The sequence below is a fragment of the Chromobacterium subtsugae genome, from assembly GCF_001676875.1.
Taxonomy (GTDB): domain Bacteria; phylum Pseudomonadota; class Gammaproteobacteria; order Burkholderiales; family Chromobacteriaceae; genus Chromobacterium; species Chromobacterium subtsugae.
Window position 1 is genome coordinate 84,127 of the sequence record NZ_JYKA01000013.1, and the last position, 19,155, is coordinate 103,281.

Here is a 19,155-nt window from a genome sequence, read left to right on the forward strand (position 1 = left end):
GTCACCCCCCCTAGGCTCCAAATAAAACAGGCCACCGGAGTCCCGGTGGCCTGTTTTTGAATGGTGGTGCCGACAGTGAGACTCGAACTCACACAGCTTTCGCCACTACCCCCTCAAGATAGCGTGTCTACCAATTTCACCATGTCGGCACAGCAAAGCTTTAAATTGTTACTCCGGGATCTTGGAAGCTGGGCCCGAAGCTTTGTTATTAGGCGCGCCTGCCGGGATTTGCGGCGCAACCTGTTCAATCTTGCCACCCATCACGCCCAGATTATCTTTTCCACCCCCGGAAAGATAAGCCAGCGCCATGGAAGTCGAGAAGAACACCACCGCTGCAATCGCGGTTGTTCTACTCAAGAAATTCGCAGAACCAGACGCACCGAACAGACTGCCGGACGATCCGCTACCGAAAGCCGCGCCCATATCGGCGCCCTTGCCGTGCTGCATCAGAACAAGGACGATGATACCCGCTGCGGACAGAAGGTTTACAATCCAAATAAGCGTCTTGAGAAGTTCCATACTATATCATTTTTCCTGCGGCTTGGCAAATCACTCTGAATGAACGGGCGTCCAGAGAGGCCCCTCCGACCAATGCTCCGTCGACGTTTTCCGTCGCCAGGATGGACTCGGCGTTCTCTGCTTTGACACTGCCGCCGTAGAGGACGCGAATCTTAGCCGAGCCTCCCGCGTTTTGCAAGCACCAATTTTTGATGAATGCATGGATCTCGGCGATCTGCTCCAGGGTTGCCACCTTGCCGGTGCCGATCGCCCATACCGGCTCATAAGCCACGACGTATTCATCACCATGGCCGATCTCAGCCAGAAGCGCAAGTTGCCCGCGCACCACTTCCAGATACTGCCCCGCCTCGCGCTGTTCCAGGGTTTCGCCCACGCACAGCACAGGCACTAGGCCGGCGGCGATCGCGTGGCGCATCTTCTTCAACAGCGAGGCGTTGTCCTCGGCGAAATACTGGCGGCGCTCGGAATGGCCCACCAGCGCATAGCGGCAGCCGACGTCGGCCAGCATCGCGGCGCTCACCTCGCCGGTGAAGGCGCCGTCCGCGTCGTAGCGGCTGACATCCTGCGCCGACAAGGCGATGTGGCTTCCGCGCAGCTGCGCGGCCAGCGCGGCCAGGTAAACCGCCGGCGCGGCGATGCCGACGCCTTCGCGATTGGTGTCCTGATCCGCCAGCAGCTCCGCCGCCAGCCGGCCCGCGCTGTCGCCGCGGGTATTCATCTTCCAGTTGCCAATCACCAACTTGCCGGACATCGAAATCTCCACGAAATGGTTGTCGGGGCGGATTATACCTCGCCGCGGAAAGCGCACCAACGTCTTCAGCTCAAGCGATTTACGACTTGTAATATTACTGCAAAATTTCGGCTATACGATGGCGGCCATCACAACAGCAGTCCCATTACATCGTTCGGGAGTTAAGCATGAAACAGTCTGTACGTCTGGCAGCGGCTCTTGGTTCCGTCATGATCGCGGGTTCGGTCTATGCGGCCGACATCACCGGCGCCGGCGCGACCTTCCCCTACCCGCTGTACGCCAAGTGGGCCGCCACCTACAAGGGCAACACCGGCAACAACATGAACTACCAGTCCATCGGTTCCGGCGGCGGCATCAAGCAGATCCAGTCCAAGACTGTAGACTTCGGCGCGTCCGACATGCCGCTGAAACCCGAAGAGCTGGAGAAATCCGGCCTGACCCAATTCCCGACCGTAATGGGCGGCGTGGTGCCGGTGTACAACATCCCGGGCATCGCCGCCGGCCAGATCAAGTTCACCGGCCCGCTGCTGGCCGACATCTACATGGGCAAGGTGTCCAAGTGGAACGACGCCGCCATCGCCAAGCTGAACCCGGGCGTCAAGCTGCCTGACCAGCGCATCTCGGTGGTGCGCCGCTCCGACGGCTCCGGCACCACTTTCATTTTCACCAACTACCTGTCCAAGGTTTCGCCGGAATGGGCGAAGGATGTCGGCTCCAACACCGCCGTCAGCTGGAAGGGCAGCTCGGTCGGCGGCAAGGGCAACGAAGGCGTCGCCAACTACGTGTCGCGCATCAAGGGCGCCATCGGCTACGTCGAATACGCGTACGCCAAGCAGAACAAGCTGGCCTACGGCCTGCTGCAAAACCAGGCCGGCGCCTTCGTGAAGCCGGACGAGGCATCGTTCAAGGCCGCCGCCGCCAACGCCGACTGGAAAAAGGCCCCAGGCTTCTACCTGCTGTTGACCAACCAGCCGGGCAAGGCCAGCTGGCCGATCGCCGGCGCCACCTTCATCCTGATGCACAAGAAGCAGGATAAGCCGGCTCAAGCCGCCGAAGTGCTGAAATACTTCGACTGGGCCTACAAGAACGGCGACAAGACCGCGCAGGAGCTGGACTACATCCCGATGCCGGACAACGTCAAGACCGTCATCCGCACCAGCTGGAAGCAGATCACCGACGCCAGCGGCAAGACTGTCTGGAACTGACAAGCCGAAGCCATACTAGCTGTCACCCAGGCCGGGGAGAGTCGACTCTCTCCGGCCTTGTGTCTGAACCATCAAGAATCGACACATGCAAAAACTGAGCAATGAGCAGCAGATGAATTACCAGATGCTGCTGGACAAGCTGTTCCGCATCACCACCCGCTGCTTCGCCTTCCTGGTGCTAGCGCTGCTGGTGGGCATCCTCATTTCGCTGCTGATCGGCGCGATGCCTGCCATCAAAGGCTTCGGCCTGGGCTTTTTGACCAGCACCGACTGGGATCCGGTCCAGCAGAAATTCGGCGCGGTGGTGCCCATCTTCGGCACGCTGGCCACCTCCATCATCGCGCTGCTGATTGGCGTACCGGTCAGCTTCGGCATCGCGCTGTTCCTGACCGAGCTATGCCCCACCTGGCTGAAGCGGCCGCTGGGCATCGCCATCGAACTGTTGGCCGGCATCCCGTCCATCATCTACGGCATGTGGGGCCTGTTCGTATTCGCGCCCTTCTTCGCCGACCATATCCAGCCGTGGGTGATAGACCACCTCGGCCCCTTCCCGCTGGTGGGTTTCCTGTTCCAGGGCGCGCCGATGGGCATCGGCCTGTTCACCGCCGGACTGATCCTGGCCATCATGGTGATTCCGTTCATCGCCTCGGTGATGCGCGACGTGTTCGAAGTAGTGCCGACCATGCTGAAAGAATCCGCCTACGGCTTGGGCTCCACCACCTGGGAAGTGGTGCGCTACGTGGTGCTGCCCTATACCAAGACCGGCGTGGTCGGCGGCATCATGCTGGGCCTGGGCCGCGCGCTGGGGGAGACCATGGCGGTCACCTTCGTGATCGGCAACTCCACCCGCTTCGCCGCCAGCCTGTTCGAGCCGGGCAACTCCATCGCCTCGTCGCTGGCCAACGAATTCGCCGAAGCCAACGGCGACCTGTACATGGGCTCGCTGATCGAGCTGGGCCTGATCCTGTTCTTCATCACCTTCGTGGTGCTCGCCTGCTCCAAGCTGCTGCTGCTGCGCCTGAAGAAGCAGGAAGGCCAGCCTTCCTGATATGAAAGACGCCACACCGATGAGTCCAAGCCCCATGTGCGAAGCCCTTCCGCGCGCCAGCGCGCCCGTCAGCCTGAAGCAGGACAGCCTCACCTACCGCCGCCGCCGGCTGGTCAACCGGGTGACCATGGCCTGCTCGATGTTCACCATGGCCTTCGGCCTGTTCTGGCTGTTCTGGATCCTGGCCACCCTGCTGCAATACGGCCTGTCCGGCATCGAATGGCGGGTGTTCGTCGAAAGCACGCCGCCGCCGGGCAGCGCCGGCGGCCTGGCCAACGCCATCTACGGCAGCCTGGTGATGACCGGCTTCGGCACCCTGTTCGGCACACCGATCGGCATCCTGGCCGGCATTTACCTGGCCGAGTACGGCCAGCGCGGCTGGCTGGCGCCGGCCACCCGCTTCATCAACGACATCCTGCTGTCGGCGCCGTCCATCGTCATCGGCCTGTTCGTCTACGAGGTGTACGTGGTGTCGGTCGGCCACTTCTCCGGCTGGGCCGGCTCCTTCGCGCTGGCCATCCTGGTGATCCCGGTGGTGGTGCGCACCACCGAGAACATGCTGCGCCTGGTGCCCAACAGCCTGCGCGAAGCGGCCATCGCCCTGGGCGCGCCGCAATGGAAGGTGATCCTCACCGTCACGCTGCGCTCGGCCAAGGCCGGCGTGCTCACCGGCATTCTGCTGGCGGTGGCGCGCATTTCCGGCGAGACCGCGCCGCTGCTGTTCACCGCGCTGAACAACCAGTTCTTCAACAGCAATATGAACCAGCCGATGGCCAACCTGCCCATCGTGATCTTCCAGTTCGCCATGAGCCCCTACGAGGACTGGCACAAACTGGCCTGGGCGGGTTCGCTGCTGATCACCTTCAGCGTGCTGACCCTGAACATCGTCGCCCGCTGGATGGGCGGCAGCAAAAATCAATCGAATTAAGGCATGACGACCATGGCAAGCCCCTCCACCAAGCTCGAGGTCCGCAACCTCAACTTCTTCTACGGCAACTTCCACGCGCTGAAAAACATCCAGCTGGAAATCGCGCCGCACAAGGTCACCGCCTTCATCGGCCCGTCCGGCTGCGGCAAGTCCACGCTGCTGCGCACCTTCAACCGCATGTACGAGCTTTACCCCGGCCTGCGCGCCGATGGCGACATCCTGCTGGATGGCCAGAACATCCTGGCGCGCGACATCGACGTCAACCTGCTGCGCGCCAAGGTGGGCATGGTGTTCCAGAAGCCCACCCCGTTCCCGATGTCGATCTACGACAACATCACCTTCGGCGTGAAGCTGTACGAAAAGCTGTCCAAAGGCGAGATGGAAGACCGGGTGGAATGGGCGCTGCGCAAGGCCGCGCTGTGGGATGAGGTGAAGGACAAGCTCAAGCAGTCCGGCCACTCGCTGTCCGGCGGCCAGCAGCAACGGCTGTGCATCGCCCGCGCGGTGGCATCGAAGCCGGAAGTGCTGCTGCTGGACGAGCCGACGTCGGCGCTGGACCCGATCTCCACCGCCCATATCGAAGAGCTGATCCATGAATTGAAAGAGGACTACACCATCGCCATCGTCACGCACAATATGCAGCAGGCGGCGCGGGTGTCCGACTTCACCGCCTACATGTACCTGGGCGAACTGGTGGAGTTCGGCAAGACCGACACCATCTTCACCACGCCGCAGCAGAAGGCGACCGAAGACTACATCACCGGCAAGTTCGGCTGATGCCGCAGGCGGCGGGACGCGCATGACGAATCGCCATGCCGCCCGCCGCCTACCCTACGCCCAGGCCCGCGCGCAATGCCAGCGACATGATGAAAAATCATGGACTTAGCCGGCTGGCAAGCCCGCGCTGTCAAGTTGATTTTGCCGTTTTCACAGGCAAAACCACACGGTTTATTTTTTTTTATAAACACTTGACGCCACTGGCCTGGAACACAACAATCCCGCCTTTACGATTATCGCAGACTCGCCATGCTGGACCTGTTCTCCGGGCTCGACACCCATGTAGCCATCACTTTGATGCTTTCGCTGGGCTTCGTGCTCGCATTTGAGTTCATCAACGGTTTCCACGATACCGCCAACGCTGTCGCCACCGTCATCTACACCCAGTCGATGAAGCCGCGCCTTGCCGTGTTCTATTCCGGCATCTGCAACTTCCTCGGCGTGATGAGCGGCGGCCTGGCCGTCGCCTACGCCATCGTCCACCTGCTGCCGGTGGATCTGCTGATTTCGGTGAACACCACCCGCGGCATGTCGATGGTGTTCGCGCTGTTGGCGGCCGCCATCCTGTGGAACCTGGGCACCTGGTATCTGGGCCTGCCGGCCTCCAGCAGCCACACGCTGATCGGCGCCATCCTGGGCGTCGGCGTGGCCAACAGCCTGATCAACCACACCTCGCTGTCGCACGGCATCAACTGGGGCAAGGCGGTGGACGTCGGCGCCTCGCTGCTGGTTTCGCCGCTGGTGGGCGCCTTGGTCGCCGGCTTGATCGTCATCCTGCTGCGGCGCTTCCGCCCGCACAGCAACGTGCACAAAACCCCGTACCAGCGCCAGCAGGTGGAAGGCCGCAAGCATCCGCCGTTCTGGACCCGCTTCATGCTGATCGTGTCGGCGATGGGCGTCAGCTTCGCCCACGGCTCCAACGACGGCCAGAAAGGCGTCGGCCTGGTGATGCTGGTGCTGATCGGCATCGTGCCCGCCAAGTTCGTGCTGAACCTGGACAGCACCCCGTACCAGCTGGAGCGCACCCGCGACGCGGCGCAGCATCTGCAGCAGTTCTACCAGCGCCACGAGGCGGACCTGTCCAAGATCATCGTCAAATCCACCAGCACCAGCCAGTACGAATGCCACCCGCAGCAAACCGTGGCCACCGCGCAGAACCTGCTGACCCTGATGGGCGACGGTTCCGACTACCACAAGCTGAGCGCTTCGCAACGCTGGGACGTGCGCACCCAGCTGCTGTGCCTGGATGACGCCGCCAAGAAGGCTGCCACCCTGCCCAAGCTGAGCTCGGACGACAAGCAGCTGCTGGACAATCTGCGCAAGGACCTGACCACCACCACCGAATACGCGCCCACCTGGGTGATCGTCGCCGTGGCGCTGGCGCTGGGCATCGGCACCATGATCGGCTGGAAGCGCGTGGTGAAGACCGTCGGCGAAGGCATAGGCAAGAAGGACATGACCTACGCCCAGGGCGTGGCGGCGCAAGCCACCGCCGCGGTGTCCATCGGCCTGGCCAGCTGGTTCGGCTTCCCGGTGTCCACCACCCACGTGCTGTCCAGCGGCGTGGCCGGCACCATGATCGCCGACAAGGCCGGCCTGCAGATGGGCACCATCCGCTCGATCGCGCTGGCCTGGCTGTTCACGCTGCCGGCGTCGATGGCGCTGGCCGGCGGCCTGTACTACCTGGCGGCGCAGTGGTTCTGATCCCCGCCGATGTCCGACAAAAAGCCGACGCGCCCGCGTCGGCTTTTTTCATGCTTGATCTGCGTCAAGGGGAGCGCTGGCTGCGCTTGAGCCATTAATTCATAAATTGCTAATATTATTCGGCTTCATTAATGGTTTCTTTTGTTTGCAGCAACCCTCCCTAGCCGCCGCGATTTCCCCCAATCGCGGCGGATTTTTTCATGCCTTGAGAAATTGCTCGCGGCCAGCCAGCCAGCGCTCCAGATGCGCCTCCGCCTCGCGCGGCCAGCGCTCCAGCAATTGCGGCGCCAGATCGCGCGCCGCCTCCAGCAGCGCCTGGTCCTGCTCCAGGTCGGCGAAGCGCAGCATCGGCAGGCCGCTCTGGCGCGCGCCGAGAAACTCGCCGGGACCGCGGATCTGCAGATCCTGGCGCGCGATCTCGAAACCATCGACGTTTTCGTAGATCACCTTCAGCCTGGCCTTGGCCAGGTCGGACAAGGGGCTGTCGAACAGCAGCACGCACACGCTCCTGGCGCTGCCCCGCCCTACCCGGCCGCGCAGCTGGTGCAGCTGGGCCAGGCCCATTCTTTCCGCGTGCTCTATCACCATCAGGCTGGCGTTGGGCACATCGACGCCCACCTCGATCACCGTGGTGGCCACCAGCACGTCCAGCTCCGCCGCCGCGAAGGCCGCCATCACCGCCGCTTTCTCCGCCGCCTTCATCCGGCCGTGCACCAAGCCGATGCGCCGCCCCGGCAAGTCCTGCTGCAATTGCTGGTGGCTGTCCACCGCCGTCTGCAGCTGCAGCGCCTCCGATTCCTCGATCAACGGGCATACCCAATACGCCTGCCGCCCTTCGGCGCAGGTGCGCTCCACCAGCCCCACCACCTCGGGCCGGCGCGGATTGCCGATCAGCTTGGTGACGATGGGCGTGCGTCCCGGCGGCAATTCGTCTATCACTGACACGTCGAGATCGGCGTAAAAGCTCATCGCCAGCGTGCGCGGAATCGGCGTGGCCGACATCATCAGTTGGTGCGGCTCCTCGCCCTTGTCCTGCAGCGCCAGCCGCTGGCCGACGCCGAAACGGTGCTGCTCGTCGACGATGGCGAGGCCCAGCTTCTGGAACGCCACGTCATCCTGGAATAGCGCGTGGGTGCCCACCGCCAGCCGGCACTGGCCTGAAGCGATCTCGTCCAGCGCCTGCTGCTTCGCTTTTTTCCTCAGGCTGCCGGACAGCCAGGCCACGCCTATGCCCAAGGGCGCCAGCCAGCTGGACAATTTCAGGTAGTGCTGCTCGGCCAGGATTTCGGTCGGCGCCATCAGCGCCACCTGATAGCCGGCCTCGATCGCCGACAGCCCCGCCAGCGCCGCGACGATGGTCTTGCCGCTGCCGACATCGCCCTGCAACAGCCGGTGCATCGGGTGCGGCAGCGCCAGGTCGGCGCGGATGTCCGCCAGCACCCGGCGCTGCGCGCCGGTAAGCGGGAACGGCAGATTGCGCAGCAGGCGCTCGCTCAGGCTGCCGTCGCCGACGATGCGCGGCGCGCTGCCGAGCCGGCGCGCGCGGTAGGCCAGCCGCATCGACAGCTGCTGCGCCAGCAATTCGTCGAATTTCAGCCGCTGCCAGGCCGGCAGCCGCGGATCGGCCAGTTGCTGCGCCGACCACTCCGGCGGCGGCTGATGCAGCAGGCGGATCGCCTCGGCGAACGGCTGCAGCGCCAGCGGCTCCAGTAGCGGCAGCGGCAGCAGCTCGTCCAGCGTCTGCAGGCGCAGCTCGCCGTGCACCAGCTTGCGCAGCATAGGCTGGGTCAGGCCGTTGACCGTCGGGTAGACCGGGGTGAGGCTTTCCGCCAGCGGCGCGCCTTCGCGCACCTCCCGCGTCTTCGGATGCACCATCTCGTCGCCGGCGAAGCCGCGGCGGATCTCGCCCAGCGCCCGCACCCGGCTGCCTTCGGCGAACTGCTTGATCTGGCTGGGATAGAAATGGATGAAGCGCAGCAGCAGCGCGCCGCTGCCGTCCTCGATCTGCACCCTGAGCTGCTTGCGCGGCCGGAAGCTGACCTCATGCGACACCACGGTGCCCTCCACCAGCACCGGCTGGCCATAAGGCGCGTCGGCGATCGGGTACAGATGGGTTTCATCCTCATAGCGCAGCGGCAGATGCAGCACCAGGTCGAAGCGGCGGCGTATGCCCAGCTTCTCCAGCTTTTTGGCCAACGCAGCCGGCACCGCGGGCGGCTGGTTGGCGAGATCGATCGGCGGAGTCATGAGGACAGATTGTACTCAAGAATGCAAAAGGCGGAAGCGGCTCGCGCCGCTTCCGCCTTGTCGTTTGGCCAGCAAGCCGTCAGCTTATTGCTGGCGCTCCCACACCTGGGAACGGAAGAACGGACCGATGTAGCCGCGCACGCGCAGCTTCTTGCCGTCTTCCATCAGCTTGGCGCCGGAGGTGTAGATCTTGCCGGACTTCGGGTCCAGGATCTGGCCGTCGCTCCATTCGTCGCCGCTCTTTTTCAGACCCCACAGGATCTGCATGCCGTTGACCGGCTTGCCCTTGTTGGCGCCGTCGCACTTGTCGCACACCGCCTCCGGGTGCAGGTAGAGCTTGATCACCTTGCCGGTCAGCTCGCCGTTGGGGCTTTCGTTGATCTGCACCAGCGCCTTGGCCTGGTGGGTCTCGTCGTCTATGGTCTTCCACAGGCCGGCGGCGCTGCCAGCCAGAGCCAATTGGCTGGCCAGGCCCAGCGCGGTAGCCAGGCAAGCGGCTTTGGCGATTCGAATCATGATGTTTTCCTCGTCTTGTTTGTTATGAAACAGCAGTTTGGAGTAGCGGCTCTAGGATGCCAACAGCCGGCCGCATCGTCAAGCCGCCGCGCGTTTCACAGCGTGAATTCGCCGCTGCCGACCGCCTGCGCCCGGCCGCCCACCTCGACCCGCCCTGCGGCGTCGACATCCAGGTACAGCACATTGGGCCGCCCTATCGCCTCGCCCTGCTCCAGCCGCCAGGACAGCGGCGCGAGGCCGTTCAGCGCGCACCAGCCGCCCAAGTTGGCGCAGGCGCTGCCGGTGCCCGGGTCTTCTATCACCGAGCCTTGCTGGTCGAAGAACAAGCGCACGGTGGCGACGCCGCCCTGCTGGTGCCACAGGTAGGCGATGCTGCGGCCCGGGTGCAAGGTGGCGTGGCGGCGGAACAGCTCCGGCTCCGGCCGCGCGCGCAGCACCGCCTCGCGGCTGGAGAGGCCGATCAGCAGCTGCTCGCTGCCGGCGTTCAGCCATTGCGGCGGCTGGGCGATATCCTCCGGCGCCAAACCCAGCATGGCGGCCGCCGTGTCGCTGCCGAAGCCGGCCGCCCGCACGCTGGCGGGCAGCGCGCTCAAGCGGAACAGGCCGTCCTGATGCCGGATGGGGATCAGTCCGGAACGGGTGCGCAGCGCGAAGCTGTCGCCCAGCCCGCCGCGGGCGTGCAGCGCCGCGGCGCTGCCCAGCGTCGGGTGGCCGGCGAAGGGCAGCTCGTAGCTGGGCGTGAAGATGCGCAGGCTGGCGGCAGCTTCGGCGTCGCCGGGAAACAGAAACACGGTTTCCGACAGGTTGAACTGGCGCGCGATCAGCTGCATGTCCTGGTCGGACAGGCCGGCCGCTTCGGGAAACACCGCCAGCGGATTGCCGCCGAAGCGCTGCTCGGCGAACACATTGACAAGCTCGAAACGATAAGTCGCCATCAATCGTCCTTATATAAATGACATGCGCGATCCTGCATCTGATCTTCCACCTTGGCAAGGCGGAACTTCAAGCGCTCCAGTTCGCTAGCCGTCTGCCCCTGGCGCAGGCCTTGCCGCAACGACGCCTGCTTGCCCGCCAAGCGCTGGCAATGCTGGCGCTCCGCCAGCCATTTCTTGCGTCCGGCCAGCCTCTCGCGCTGCGCGGCCAGCTCTTCCGCCTGGCGCGCCTTGTCGCGCCGGCCTGACCAATCCCGCAGCGACTGGCGGTATTGCTGCCGCGCCGCGCGCTGGCTGTCGCCGCCGTCGATCACGCTGAGCGGCGCGCTGCCATCCATCGCCAAGCTGCGGCTGCCCGCCGGACATGGCTGCTGGCTGTAGCTGATGCCGCCGTCCGCATCGCGGCACTTGAATACCTGCGCCTGGCAGCACACCGCCGTCCATCCCAGGCAAACCAGTAAGACTGCTTTCATCGCGCGCTCCCGGCTATTCGTTCCGGGCAACATGCCAAATCCCGGCGGCGCCGGACACTGGCTACTCGGTCAAGGCCGCCAGGCCATCCGGACAGCAAAAAGCCCCGGACCGTTGGCCCGGGGCTCGAGACTTGCGGATCAAGGAAACGCTTACAGCACCATCACCGCTTCGGCTTCCACCAGCACGCCCTTGGGCAGGCTGGCCACGCCGACGGCGGCGCGCGCCGGGTAAGGCTGGCTGAAGTATTGCGCCATGATTTCGTTGAAGGTGCCGAAGTTGGACAGGTCGGTCAGGTAGGCGTTGAGTTTGACGATCTGGTCCAGGCTGCCGCCGGCGGCTTCGCACACGGCTTTCATATTCTTGAATACCTGGTGGGTTTCCGCGGCGAAGCCGCCTTCCACCACGGTCATGCTGGCCGGGTCCAGCGGGATCTGGCCGGACAGGTAGACGGTATTGCCAGCCTTGACGGCTTGCGAGTAAGCGCCGATGGCGGCCGGGGCTTTGTCGGTGTGGATGATTTCTTTAGCCATTATTCATCTCCTTCTTTGAGGAACAGGGTGAGCAAATCGTTGAGGAAGCGCTGGCCTTTCAGCGTTGGGCGCAGGATCGCGCCGTCATCGTCCAGCAGGCCTTGCGCCTGGGCTTCGTCCAGCTGGCGGCGGATCGACGCCAGCGGCAGCCCGGTGCGCTCCTGGAACAGGCGGCTCTCGAAGCCGCCGGTCAGGCGCAGCAGGTTCATCATGAATTCGAACGGCAGGTCGGCGCGGGCAACCTTTTGACTGCTCTGCAACGGCGCGCCATCCGCCACCGCCTTCAGATAGGCCGCCGGCTGCTTGTGCCGCATCTGGCGGACGATGCCGGCGTGGCTGCTGATCTTGCCGTGGGCGCCGGCGCCGATGCCGACGTAGTCGCCGAACTGCCAGTAGTTGAGATTGTGGCGGCTGTGGCGGCCGGGCTTGGCGAAGGCCGAGGTTTCGTAGTGATCGAAACCGGCGGCTGCCAGACAGGATTCTATCGCTTCCTGCATATCGGCCGACACCTCGTCGTCCGGCAAGTTCTTCGGCGTTTGCGCCGCGAACATCGTATTCGGTTCTATCGTCAGATGGTAGGCCGATAGGTGAGTGATGCCGTAGGACAGCGCGGTGTTCAGGTCGGACAGCGCCTGGTCCAGGGTCTGGCCCGGCAGCGCGTACATCAGGTCCAGGTTGACGTTGTCGAAGTAGGTCAGCGCGATCTCGACCGCGCGCTTGGCTTCGTCGCCGTCGTGGATGCGGCCCAGCGCCTGCAAATGCTTGGGATTAAAGCTCTGGATGCCGATGGACAAGCGGTTGATGCCGGCCTCGCGGTAGCCGCGGAAGCGCTCGATCTCGAAAGTGCCGGGATTGGCCTCCATCGTGATTTCGGCGTCCGGATGCAGCTTCATCCGCGCGCGCACCCCGGCCAGGAAGGCATCCATCGCCTGCGGGCTGAACAGGCTGGGCGTGCCGCCGCCCATGAAGATGCTGGTCAGCGGCCGGCCCCATACTTCGGGCAGGCTGAATTCCAGATCGCGCAACAGCGCGTCGACATAGGCCATCTCGTCGAAGCCGTTCTTCGGCTCGTGGGAATTGAAGTCGCAATACGGACACTTGCGGATGCACCACGGGAAGTGGACGTACAGCGCCAGGGGCGGCAGCTCGCGCAGGCCGCCCGTCAGCGCCGACAGATCGATCACGCTCATGCCAGCGCCTTCAGCTTGGCCATCAGTGCGGCCAGCGCCTGGCCGCGGTGGCTGACGCGGTTCTTTTCGGCGGCGTCCAGCTCGGCCACCGACACGCCGTGGCTGGGCAGGAAGAAGTAAGGGTCGTAGCCGAAGCCGCCTTCGCCGGCCGCCTCGTCACGCACTTCGCCCAGCCAGATGCCGTCGGCCACCAGCGGTTGCGGGTCATCGGCATGGCGCACCAACACCAGCACGCAGTAGTACCAGGCGCGGCGGTTGGCCTCGCCCTGCAGCTTTTCCACCAACAGCGCGTTGTTGCGCGCGTCGGACTTGGGCTCGCCGGCGAAACGGGCCGAGGACACGCCCGGCGCGCCGCCCAGCGCCTCGACGCAGATGCCGGAATCGTCGGCCAGCGCCGGCAGGCCGGTCAGCCGGCTGGCGTGGCGCGCCTTCTCCAGCGCGTTCTCCAGGAAGGTGTGATGCGGCTCCGGGCACTCCGGCACATCGAAGTCGCGCTGCGGGCGCACGGTGACGCCCAGTTCGGCGAACAGCGCGCCGAACTCCTTCAGCTTGCCGGCGTTATTGCTGGCGAGAACCAATTGATCGAACATTTCTTCGCTCTTTCTATCTTGTGGGTGCGGCCGAACCAGCCCAATGGCGTCCGGCCAGGACGCCAGCTTAGCGGCTGACCTTCACTTCCGTCCACATCCGCGCCAAGGAACGACGTTCTTTCGGTGTCAGTTCGCGCAAGACCGTCCATCTCTTCGCCTGTTCGGCCGTCGGATTGATCACTGGGCTGGCCTTCAGATCGGCGCGGAAGTAGCCGCTGGCGGTGGCCACCGGGTTGGTCGCGCCATTGAGGTTGGTCAACTGCGCCGCGTTCTGGCCGTCCAGCATGAAATTGATGAACTGGTGCGCCAAATCCGGCCGCTTGGCGCTGGCGGTGATCGCCATGGTGTCCACGCCGATCTCGTTGCCTTCGCGCTGCGGCGCATTGCCGATATGGAAGGGCCGCTTGGTCTGGCGCGCGTCCTCGCTGGCCTGGAAGAATTCGGTGGAATAGCCCAGCGCCACCCAGATATTGCCGACCGCCAGCTGCTTCAGATAGCTGGCGTTGGAGAAGGCGGCCCAGTACGGCTTGGCCTGCTTGATCACGTCGCGCGCGGCGCGCATGTCGGCGTCAGTCGCGGTATTCGGATCTTTGCCCAGGTAGAACAAGGCGGCGGCGAACACCTCGCGCGAGCTGTCCAGCACCGTCACCTTGCCCTTGATCTTCCGCAGCACCTTGGGATCGAAGATCACCGACCAGCTAGTTGGGTCCACGCCCAACTGCTTCAGCTTCTCCACGTTGTATCCCACCGACGTCAGCGACAGCACGGTGGGGATGGTGTAGCTGTTGTCCGGATCGTAGCTTTGCGACAGATAGGCCGGCGCCACGTTTTTCAGATTCGGAATCTGGCGGTGGTCCAAGGGTTGCAGCAGCTTCTGCTTGGTCATCGCCTGCACGACGAAACTGGAGGGAAACACCATGTCGTAGCCTTTGGCGCCGGCGGCCAGCTTGGCCAGCATTTCCTCGTTGTCGCCGTAGTAGTCCTGCACCACCTTGCAGCCGCAGCGCTTCTCGAACTGTCTGACGATGTTGTCGGACAGCGAGCCGCTCCAGTTGTAGATGTGCAGCACGTCGCTAGGCCCGGCGTAAGCCAGGCTGGTGGACATGCTCAGGGCCAGCATCAACTTTTGCAACTTTTTCACTTGGGACTCACCTCCAGACGGTCATGCCGGGCATGACAACAATGACAAAAGGCGGCCGGGGCCGCCTGCCGAAGACAGCCGCTCGTCGGCGGCCATCGGATAATCAGGCGCGGCGGCCCGCCAGAGTCGCCTCGTAGGCCTGGCGCAGCAGGCCGGCATCGGCGCCGTCCAAGAGCTTGGAGTCGGACAGCATCCGCCGCCAGTTGCGCGCGCCGGGCAGGCCCTGGAACAGGCCCAGGATGTGGCGGGCGATGTGGCGGACATTGCTGCCGTCGCCCAGACGCGCCGCCACATAGGGCATCATCGCCTCCACCACCGCCGCGCGCTCGGGGCCGGCGGCCGCGTCGCCGTAGAACTGCGCGTCCCACTCGGCCATCAACCACGGGTTGTGATACGCCTCGCGGCCCACCATCACGCCGTCGACGTGCTGCAGATGCTCGGCGATCTCGGCATTGGTCTTGACGCCGCCGTTGATCAGGATTTCCAGCTCCGGCCTCTCCCGCTTCAGCCGGTAGACGTAGTCGTACTTCAGCGGCGGGATCTCGCGGTTTTCCTTCGGGCTCAGGCCCTTCAGGATGGCGTTGCGCGCATGGACGATGAAAGTGCGGCAGCCGGCCTCGGCCACGGTGTCGACGAATTCGCGCAGGTAATCGTAATGCTCGATCTGATCGATGCCGATGCGGTGCTTGACGGTGACGTCGATGCCCACGGCATCGCGCATCGCCTTGACGCAGTCGGACACCAGCTGCGGCTCCGCCATCAAACAGGCGCCGAAAGCGCCCTTCTGCACTCTCTCGGACGGGCAGCCGACGTTAAGGTTCACCTCGTCATAGCCCCATTGCTCCGCCAGCTTGGCGCAGGCGGCCAACTCGGCAGGCTCGGAGCCGCCCAGCTGCAGCGCGACTGGATGCTCGGCCTCGTCGAAGCGCAGATGGCGCGCGACATCGCCGTTCAGCAAGGCGCCGGTAGTCACCATCTCGGTATACAGCCAGGTGTGGCGGGTGATCTGGCGGGCGAAATAACGGTAGTGGCGGTCGGTCCAGTCCAGCATCGGAGCGACGGACAGACGCCGCGGCGGCAACGCGCGGCGGGTGGCAAACGTTTGATTCATCCGGGAAAACCAATTCTTCGCAGCGGCAAAACGCGCGGCCTGGCCGGACACGCTGCGACGCATAAGCGTTTGATCAAACTGGGAATTATCCTACCTACGCCAAGGCAGGGTCAAGGCGAAACCTCCCCGCGCTCACTCGATCAGCCGCATATGCGCGCGCACCCAGTCGCGGTCGTCCGCTTCGAAATGCCACCACTCGGTGGCGATGGCGCGGAAGCCGGCGGCCTCCATGCAGCCGCGCAGCAGCAGGCGGTTGGCCAGCTGCGCCTCGCTCAGGCGGCCGGCCGCCCGCATTTCGGCTTCGCGCTGCGGCTGCGCCAGCTCGGTGAAATCGTCGAAACCGGTGCCCATGTCCAGCTCGCGCCCCTCGCCGTCCTCGATGCCCAGATCCACCGCCATGCCGAAGCTGTGGATGGAGCCGCGCGCCGGATCGGCGACGTAAATGCGTTGCGGCGTGTCCTTGACGATCTCCCACAGCACGCGCTGTACCCGCCCGGGGCGCAAGGCGTCGAAAATGCGCAGCCTATGGCCGGGAAGCCGGCGCCGCAGTTCCCGCGCGGCTGCGGCCAGCTTGCCGGCGGCGCGGCGGTGCAACAGCGCGCAGGCCGTCCCGCCGTAGAGATCGCGCCCCACGAAGTTGTCGCTGCCGGCATAACGCAGGTCCAGGCTCAAACCGTCGATGCCGGCAATCGACACATATTCCGGATGCGCCGCCAGCGCTTCCATCGCCATCGTTTCCGTCATTAGCCTCCGCTCCCGCCAGTCGAACCCGATTGCGTAGTATGCGATAATTCCATGCGCATTCGATGCGGATGCGCCGTCAAGCCATGCCGGGCGCAAACCCGCAGGCCAAAATCATGATAATCCGCGGCAAGCGAAACCTGAACAGGAAGCGGAAATGACCCTGCCCCCCCTCCTCAAAACCCTGTGTCTGGCGGCGCTGCTGGCCGGCGCGCTGCCCGCGGCGGCATCGGCGGCCAAACCGCTGGTCTTCTGCGCCGAGGCCTCGCCGGAAGGCTTCGACCCCGCGCTGTGGGACAGCGCCACCACCTACAACATCACCAAGCCGGTATTCCAGGGCCTGGTCGAGTTCCAGCGCGGCGGCGTGGCGCTGCGCCCCGGCCTCGCCGAAAGCTGGACCGTGTCGCCGGACGGGCTGAATTACACCTTCAGACTGCGCCGCGGCGTCAAGTTCCACCAGACCGCCTATTTCACCCCCAGCCGCGACTTCACCGCCGACGATGCGGTGTTCACCATCAGCCGCTGGATCCGCCCCGACCTGCCGTTCAACCAGGCGTTCAAAACGCCGTTGACCGGGCCGGACGGCTACGGCCTGTCCAAGCTGATAGAGTCGGTGCAGAAAGTCGATGCCCGCACCGTGCGAATCCGGCTGAAGGAGCGCAACGCCACCTTCCTCACCTTCTTCGCGATGGGTTTCGCCGGCATGCAGTCGGCCGAATACGCCGAGCAGCTGCTGAAAGCCGGCAAGCCGCAACAGATCAACCAGCTGCCGATAGGCACCGGCCCCTACCGCTTCAAGAGCTACGCCAAGGATTCCATCATCCGCTATGAGGCCAATCCGCAGTACTGGGGCAAACCGCAGAAAACCCGCGACCTGATCTTCGCCATCGTCGCCGACCCGCAGGTGCGCATCCAGAAATTGAAGGCCGGCGAATGCCAGGTGGCCGCCGCGGTGCGCGAGTCCGACCTCGACGCGCTGTCCTCCGACAAAAACGTCAAGATCGCCTCCACCGGCGCCAGCAACATCTCCTACCTCGCCTACAACCTGAAGCGGCCGCAATTCGCCAAGCGCGAGGTGCGGGTGGCGCTGGACATCGCCATCAACCGCGACGCGCTGTTCAAGGCGCTGTTCCCCAAGGGCGGCGCCACCCAGGCGGTGAATCCCTTCCCGCCGTCCACCTGGAGCTGGAACCCGCGCACCCGCAACGAGTACGACCCGGCCAAGGCGCGCGCGCTGCTGGCCCAGGCCGGCTACCCCAACGGTTTCACCGTCAACCTGTGGGCCTTGCCGGTGCAGCGCCCCACCAATCCCAACGGCAAGCTGATGGCGCAGATGATCCAGCAGGACTGGGCCAGGATAGGCGTCAAGGCCAATATCCAGTCCTATGAATGGGGCGAATACCTGAAACGCGCCGGCGCCGGCGAACACGACGTCTACATGTCCGGCCTGACGAGCAACTCCGGCGACCCGGACGACTTCCTGTGGAACAGCCTGTCCTGCAGCGTCAGCAAGGGCGGCCAGCGCTTCTGCAACGCCGAGTTCGACCGCCTGCTGCAACAAGGCCGCCAGACCACCGACCAGAAAAAACGCGCGCAGTACTATCTGCAGGCGCAGGACATCTTCAAACGCGAGCGGCCGTGGATCACCATCGCCCATTCGCGCATCTATATCCCGTTGCGCGCCAATGTGCAGGGCTTCATCATGAATCCGAATGGCTCATTCGATTTCGAGGATGTATGGCTGAAATGAACCCGGCCTGGCCGCCTGGCTTCGCCAGCCACCGCTACCAAGCGTTGCGGTCGGGGCCGCGGCTGATCGTCACCGGCGCGGTGCATGGCGATGAAACCTGCGGCGCCCAAGCCATCCGCCGCGTGATGGCGGAGCTGGAGCAAGGCGCGTTGTCGCTTGCCGCCGGCCGGCTGACCCTGGTGCCGGTGGCCAACCCGCTGGCTTACCAGCTGGGCCGGCGCGGCGGCGAGCGCAATCTGAACCGCAACCTCGCCCCGGCAGCCTCGCCGCAGGACTACGAGGACCATGTCGCCAACTGGCTGTGCCCGTTGCTGGCCGAGCACGACGCGCTGCTCGACCTGCATTCCTTCCAATCCCCCGGCCAACCCTTCGTGTTTCTCGGGCCGCGCGACAACGCCGGCGAGCTGGAGCCCTTTGTCCACGCCGCCAAGGAAGAGGCGCTGGCGCGCCGGCTGGGCGTGGGCCGCGCCGTGGACGGCTGGCTGGCCACCTACGCGCTGGGCGTGGCGCGCCGCCGCCAGGCGCCGGCCGGCGACCCGCAGTTGGCCGCGCTGGGGGCCGACCCGCGCTATGGCGTGGGCACCACCGAATACATGCGCTCGCAAGGCGGCTGGGCGCTGACGCTGGAATGCGGCCAGCACGCCGACCCGGCCGCGCCGCAGATCGCCTATCAGGCCATTCTCGACACCCTGGCGCACCTGGGCATGCGCGACGCCGCGCCGCCGACCCCGCGGGCGCAAGAATGGCTGAGCCTGTACGAGGTGGTGGACAAGCTGGACGACGGCGACCGCTTCGCCCGCGCCTGGGCCAGCTTCGACCCGGTGGAGCGGGACGAATTGATAGGCTGGCGCGCCGACGGCAGCCCGGTGCGCGCCCAAGCCCCTGGCCGCATCGTGTTTCCCAGCCCCGGCGCGCCGGTCGGCCAGGAATGGTTCTACCTGGCTCGCCCCTCGTCCCGGCTATCGGCGCCGGCCGCCTGAGCGGGGCACGGCGGCGCAAGA

At 65.0% G+C, this 19,155-nt stretch carries 19 protein-coding genes and 1 tRNA gene; 7 read left to right on the forward strand and 13 right to left on the reverse strand.

Annotated features, from left to right (window positions below; genetic code table 11):
• Positions 1-64: 64 nt before the first annotated feature.
• The 3 genes from MY55_RS15690 to tpiA form a co-directional block, all read right to left on the reverse strand.
• Positions 65-149 (reverse strand) — tRNA-Leu (locus MY55_RS15690).
• Positions 150-168: 19 nt separating this feature from the next.
• Entirely contained in the window at positions 169-519 is a 351-nt protein-coding gene (gene secG, locus MY55_RS15695) for a preprotein translocase subunit SecG (protein WP_043580262.1), read from the reverse strand.
• A gap of 1 nt (position 520) precedes the next feature.
• Complete coding sequence (gene tpiA, locus MY55_RS15700) at positions 521-1,270, reverse strand: triose-phosphate isomerase (protein WP_043580260.1); 750 nt, start codon at positions 1,268-1,270, stop codon at positions 521-523.
• Between the two features lie 167 nt (positions 1,271-1,437).
• On the opposite strand from tpiA, the gene pstS reads away from it, so the two are divergent.
• The 5 genes from pstS (at position 1,438) to MY55_RS15725 (ending at position 6,932) form a co-directional block, all read left to right on the forward strand.
• Positions 1,438-2,475 carry a phosphate ABC transporter substrate-binding protein PstS gene (gene pstS / locus MY55_RS15705; protein WP_043580258.1) on the forward strand — a complete coding sequence of 346 codons (1,038 nt, stop codon included), beginning with the start codon at positions 1,438-1,440 and terminating at the stop codon, positions 2,473-2,475.
• Positions 2,476-2,560: 85 nt separating this feature from the next.
• Positions 2,561-3,523, forward strand: coding sequence for a phosphate ABC transporter permease subunit PstC (pstC, locus tag MY55_RS15710; RefSeq protein WP_047236388.1), 963 nt, complete (start codon positions 2,561-2,563; stop codon positions 3,521-3,523).
• 34 nt (positions 3,524-3,557) lie between these two features.
• Entirely contained in the window at positions 3,558-4,451 is an 894-nt protein-coding gene (gene pstA / locus MY55_RS15715; RefSeq protein ID WP_279625455.1) for a phosphate ABC transporter permease PstA, read from the forward strand.
• Positions 4,452-4,454: 3 nt separating this feature from the next.
• Entirely contained in the window at positions 4,455-5,228 is a 774-nt protein-coding gene (gene pstB, locus MY55_RS15720; protein ID WP_197465989.1) for a phosphate ABC transporter ATP-binding protein PstB, read from the forward strand.
• 249 nt (positions 5,229-5,477) lie between these two features.
• Positions 5,478-6,932 carry an inorganic phosphate transporter gene (locus MY55_RS15725; protein WP_047236387.1) on the forward strand — a complete coding sequence of 485 codons (1,455 nt, stop codon included), beginning with the start codon at positions 5,478-5,480 and terminating at the stop codon, positions 6,930-6,932.
• A gap of 198 nt (positions 6,933-7,130) precedes the next feature.
• Here the strand turns inward: MY55_RS15725 and recG are convergent, their stop codons facing one another.
• The 10 genes from recG to MY55_RS15775 form a co-directional block, all read right to left on the reverse strand.
• Positions 7,131-9,179 carry an ATP-dependent DNA helicase RecG gene (gene recG, locus MY55_RS15730; RefSeq protein ID WP_065202647.1) on the reverse strand — a complete coding sequence of 683 codons (2,049 nt, stop codon included), beginning with the start codon at positions 9,177-9,179 and terminating at the stop codon, positions 7,131-7,133.
• A gap of 84 nt (positions 9,180-9,263) precedes the next feature.
• Positions 9,264-9,695, reverse strand: coding sequence for a DUF2147 domain-containing protein (locus MY55_RS15735; protein WP_047236386.1), 432 nt, complete (start codon positions 9,693-9,695; stop codon positions 9,264-9,266).
• Between the two features lie 95 nt (positions 9,696-9,790).
• A complete protein-coding gene (locus MY55_RS15740) occupies positions 9,791-10,630 on the reverse strand; it encodes a PhzF family phenazine biosynthesis protein (protein WP_080509550.1) in 840 nt (279 codons plus the stop codon).
• On the reverse strand, positions 10,630-11,100 hold the full coding sequence (locus MY55_RS15745; protein ID WP_076098240.1) for a DUF4124 domain-containing protein: 471 nt from the start codon (positions 11,098-11,100) through the stop codon (positions 10,630-10,632). The genes MY55_RS15740 and MY55_RS15745 overlap by 1 nt, the downstream gene beginning before the upstream one ends.
• 150 nt (positions 11,101-11,250) lie before the next feature.
• Complete coding sequence (locus MY55_RS15750) at positions 11,251-11,631, reverse strand: RidA family protein (protein WP_043580245.1); 381 nt, start codon at positions 11,629-11,631, stop codon at positions 11,251-11,253.
• On the reverse strand, positions 11,631-12,821 hold the full coding sequence (gene hemW, locus MY55_RS15755; RefSeq protein ID WP_047236383.1) for a radical SAM family heme chaperone HemW: 1,191 nt from the start codon (positions 12,819-12,821) through the stop codon (positions 11,631-11,633). Before hemW ends, MY55_RS15750 begins: the two co-directional genes overlap by 1 nt.
• Positions 12,818-13,411, reverse strand: a complete 594-nt coding sequence (gene rdgB, locus MY55_RS15760; RefSeq protein WP_065202648.1) for an RdgB/HAM1 family non-canonical purine NTP pyrophosphatase — start codon at positions 13,409-13,411, stop codon at positions 12,818-12,820. Before rdgB ends, hemW begins: the two co-directional genes overlap by 4 nt.
• Positions 13,412-13,478: 67 nt before the next feature.
• On the reverse strand, positions 13,479-14,552 hold the full coding sequence (locus tag MY55_RS15765; RefSeq protein WP_081284710.1) for an ABC transporter substrate-binding protein: 1,074 nt from the start codon (positions 14,550-14,552) through the stop codon (positions 13,479-13,481).
• Between the two features lie 103 nt (positions 14,553-14,655).
• Positions 14,656-15,663: a tRNA dihydrouridine(20/20a) synthase DusA gene (dusA, locus tag MY55_RS15770; protein WP_065202655.1), complete on the reverse strand. Its 1,008-nt coding sequence runs from the start codon at positions 15,661-15,663 to the stop codon at positions 14,656-14,658.
• Between the two features lie 132 nt (positions 15,664-15,795).
• On the reverse strand, positions 15,796-16,407 hold the full coding sequence (locus MY55_RS15775) for a M15 family metallopeptidase (protein ID WP_047236382.1): 612 nt from the start codon (positions 16,405-16,407) through the stop codon (positions 15,796-15,798).
• Between the two features lie 154 nt (positions 16,408-16,561).
• Here MY55_RS15775 and MY55_RS15780 point away from each other — a divergent pair, with 154 nt between their 5' ends.
• Entirely contained in the window at positions 16,562-18,154 is a 1,593-nt protein-coding gene (locus MY55_RS15780; protein WP_047243526.1) for an ABC transporter substrate-binding protein, read from the forward strand.
• Positions 18,142-19,134: a M14 family metallopeptidase gene (locus tag MY55_RS15785; RefSeq protein WP_244270690.1), complete on the forward strand. Its 993-nt coding sequence runs from the start codon at positions 18,142-18,144 to the stop codon at positions 19,132-19,134. Before MY55_RS15780 ends, MY55_RS15785 begins: the two co-directional genes overlap by 13 nt.
• The last annotated feature ends 21 nt before the right edge of the window (positions 19,135-19,155 follow it).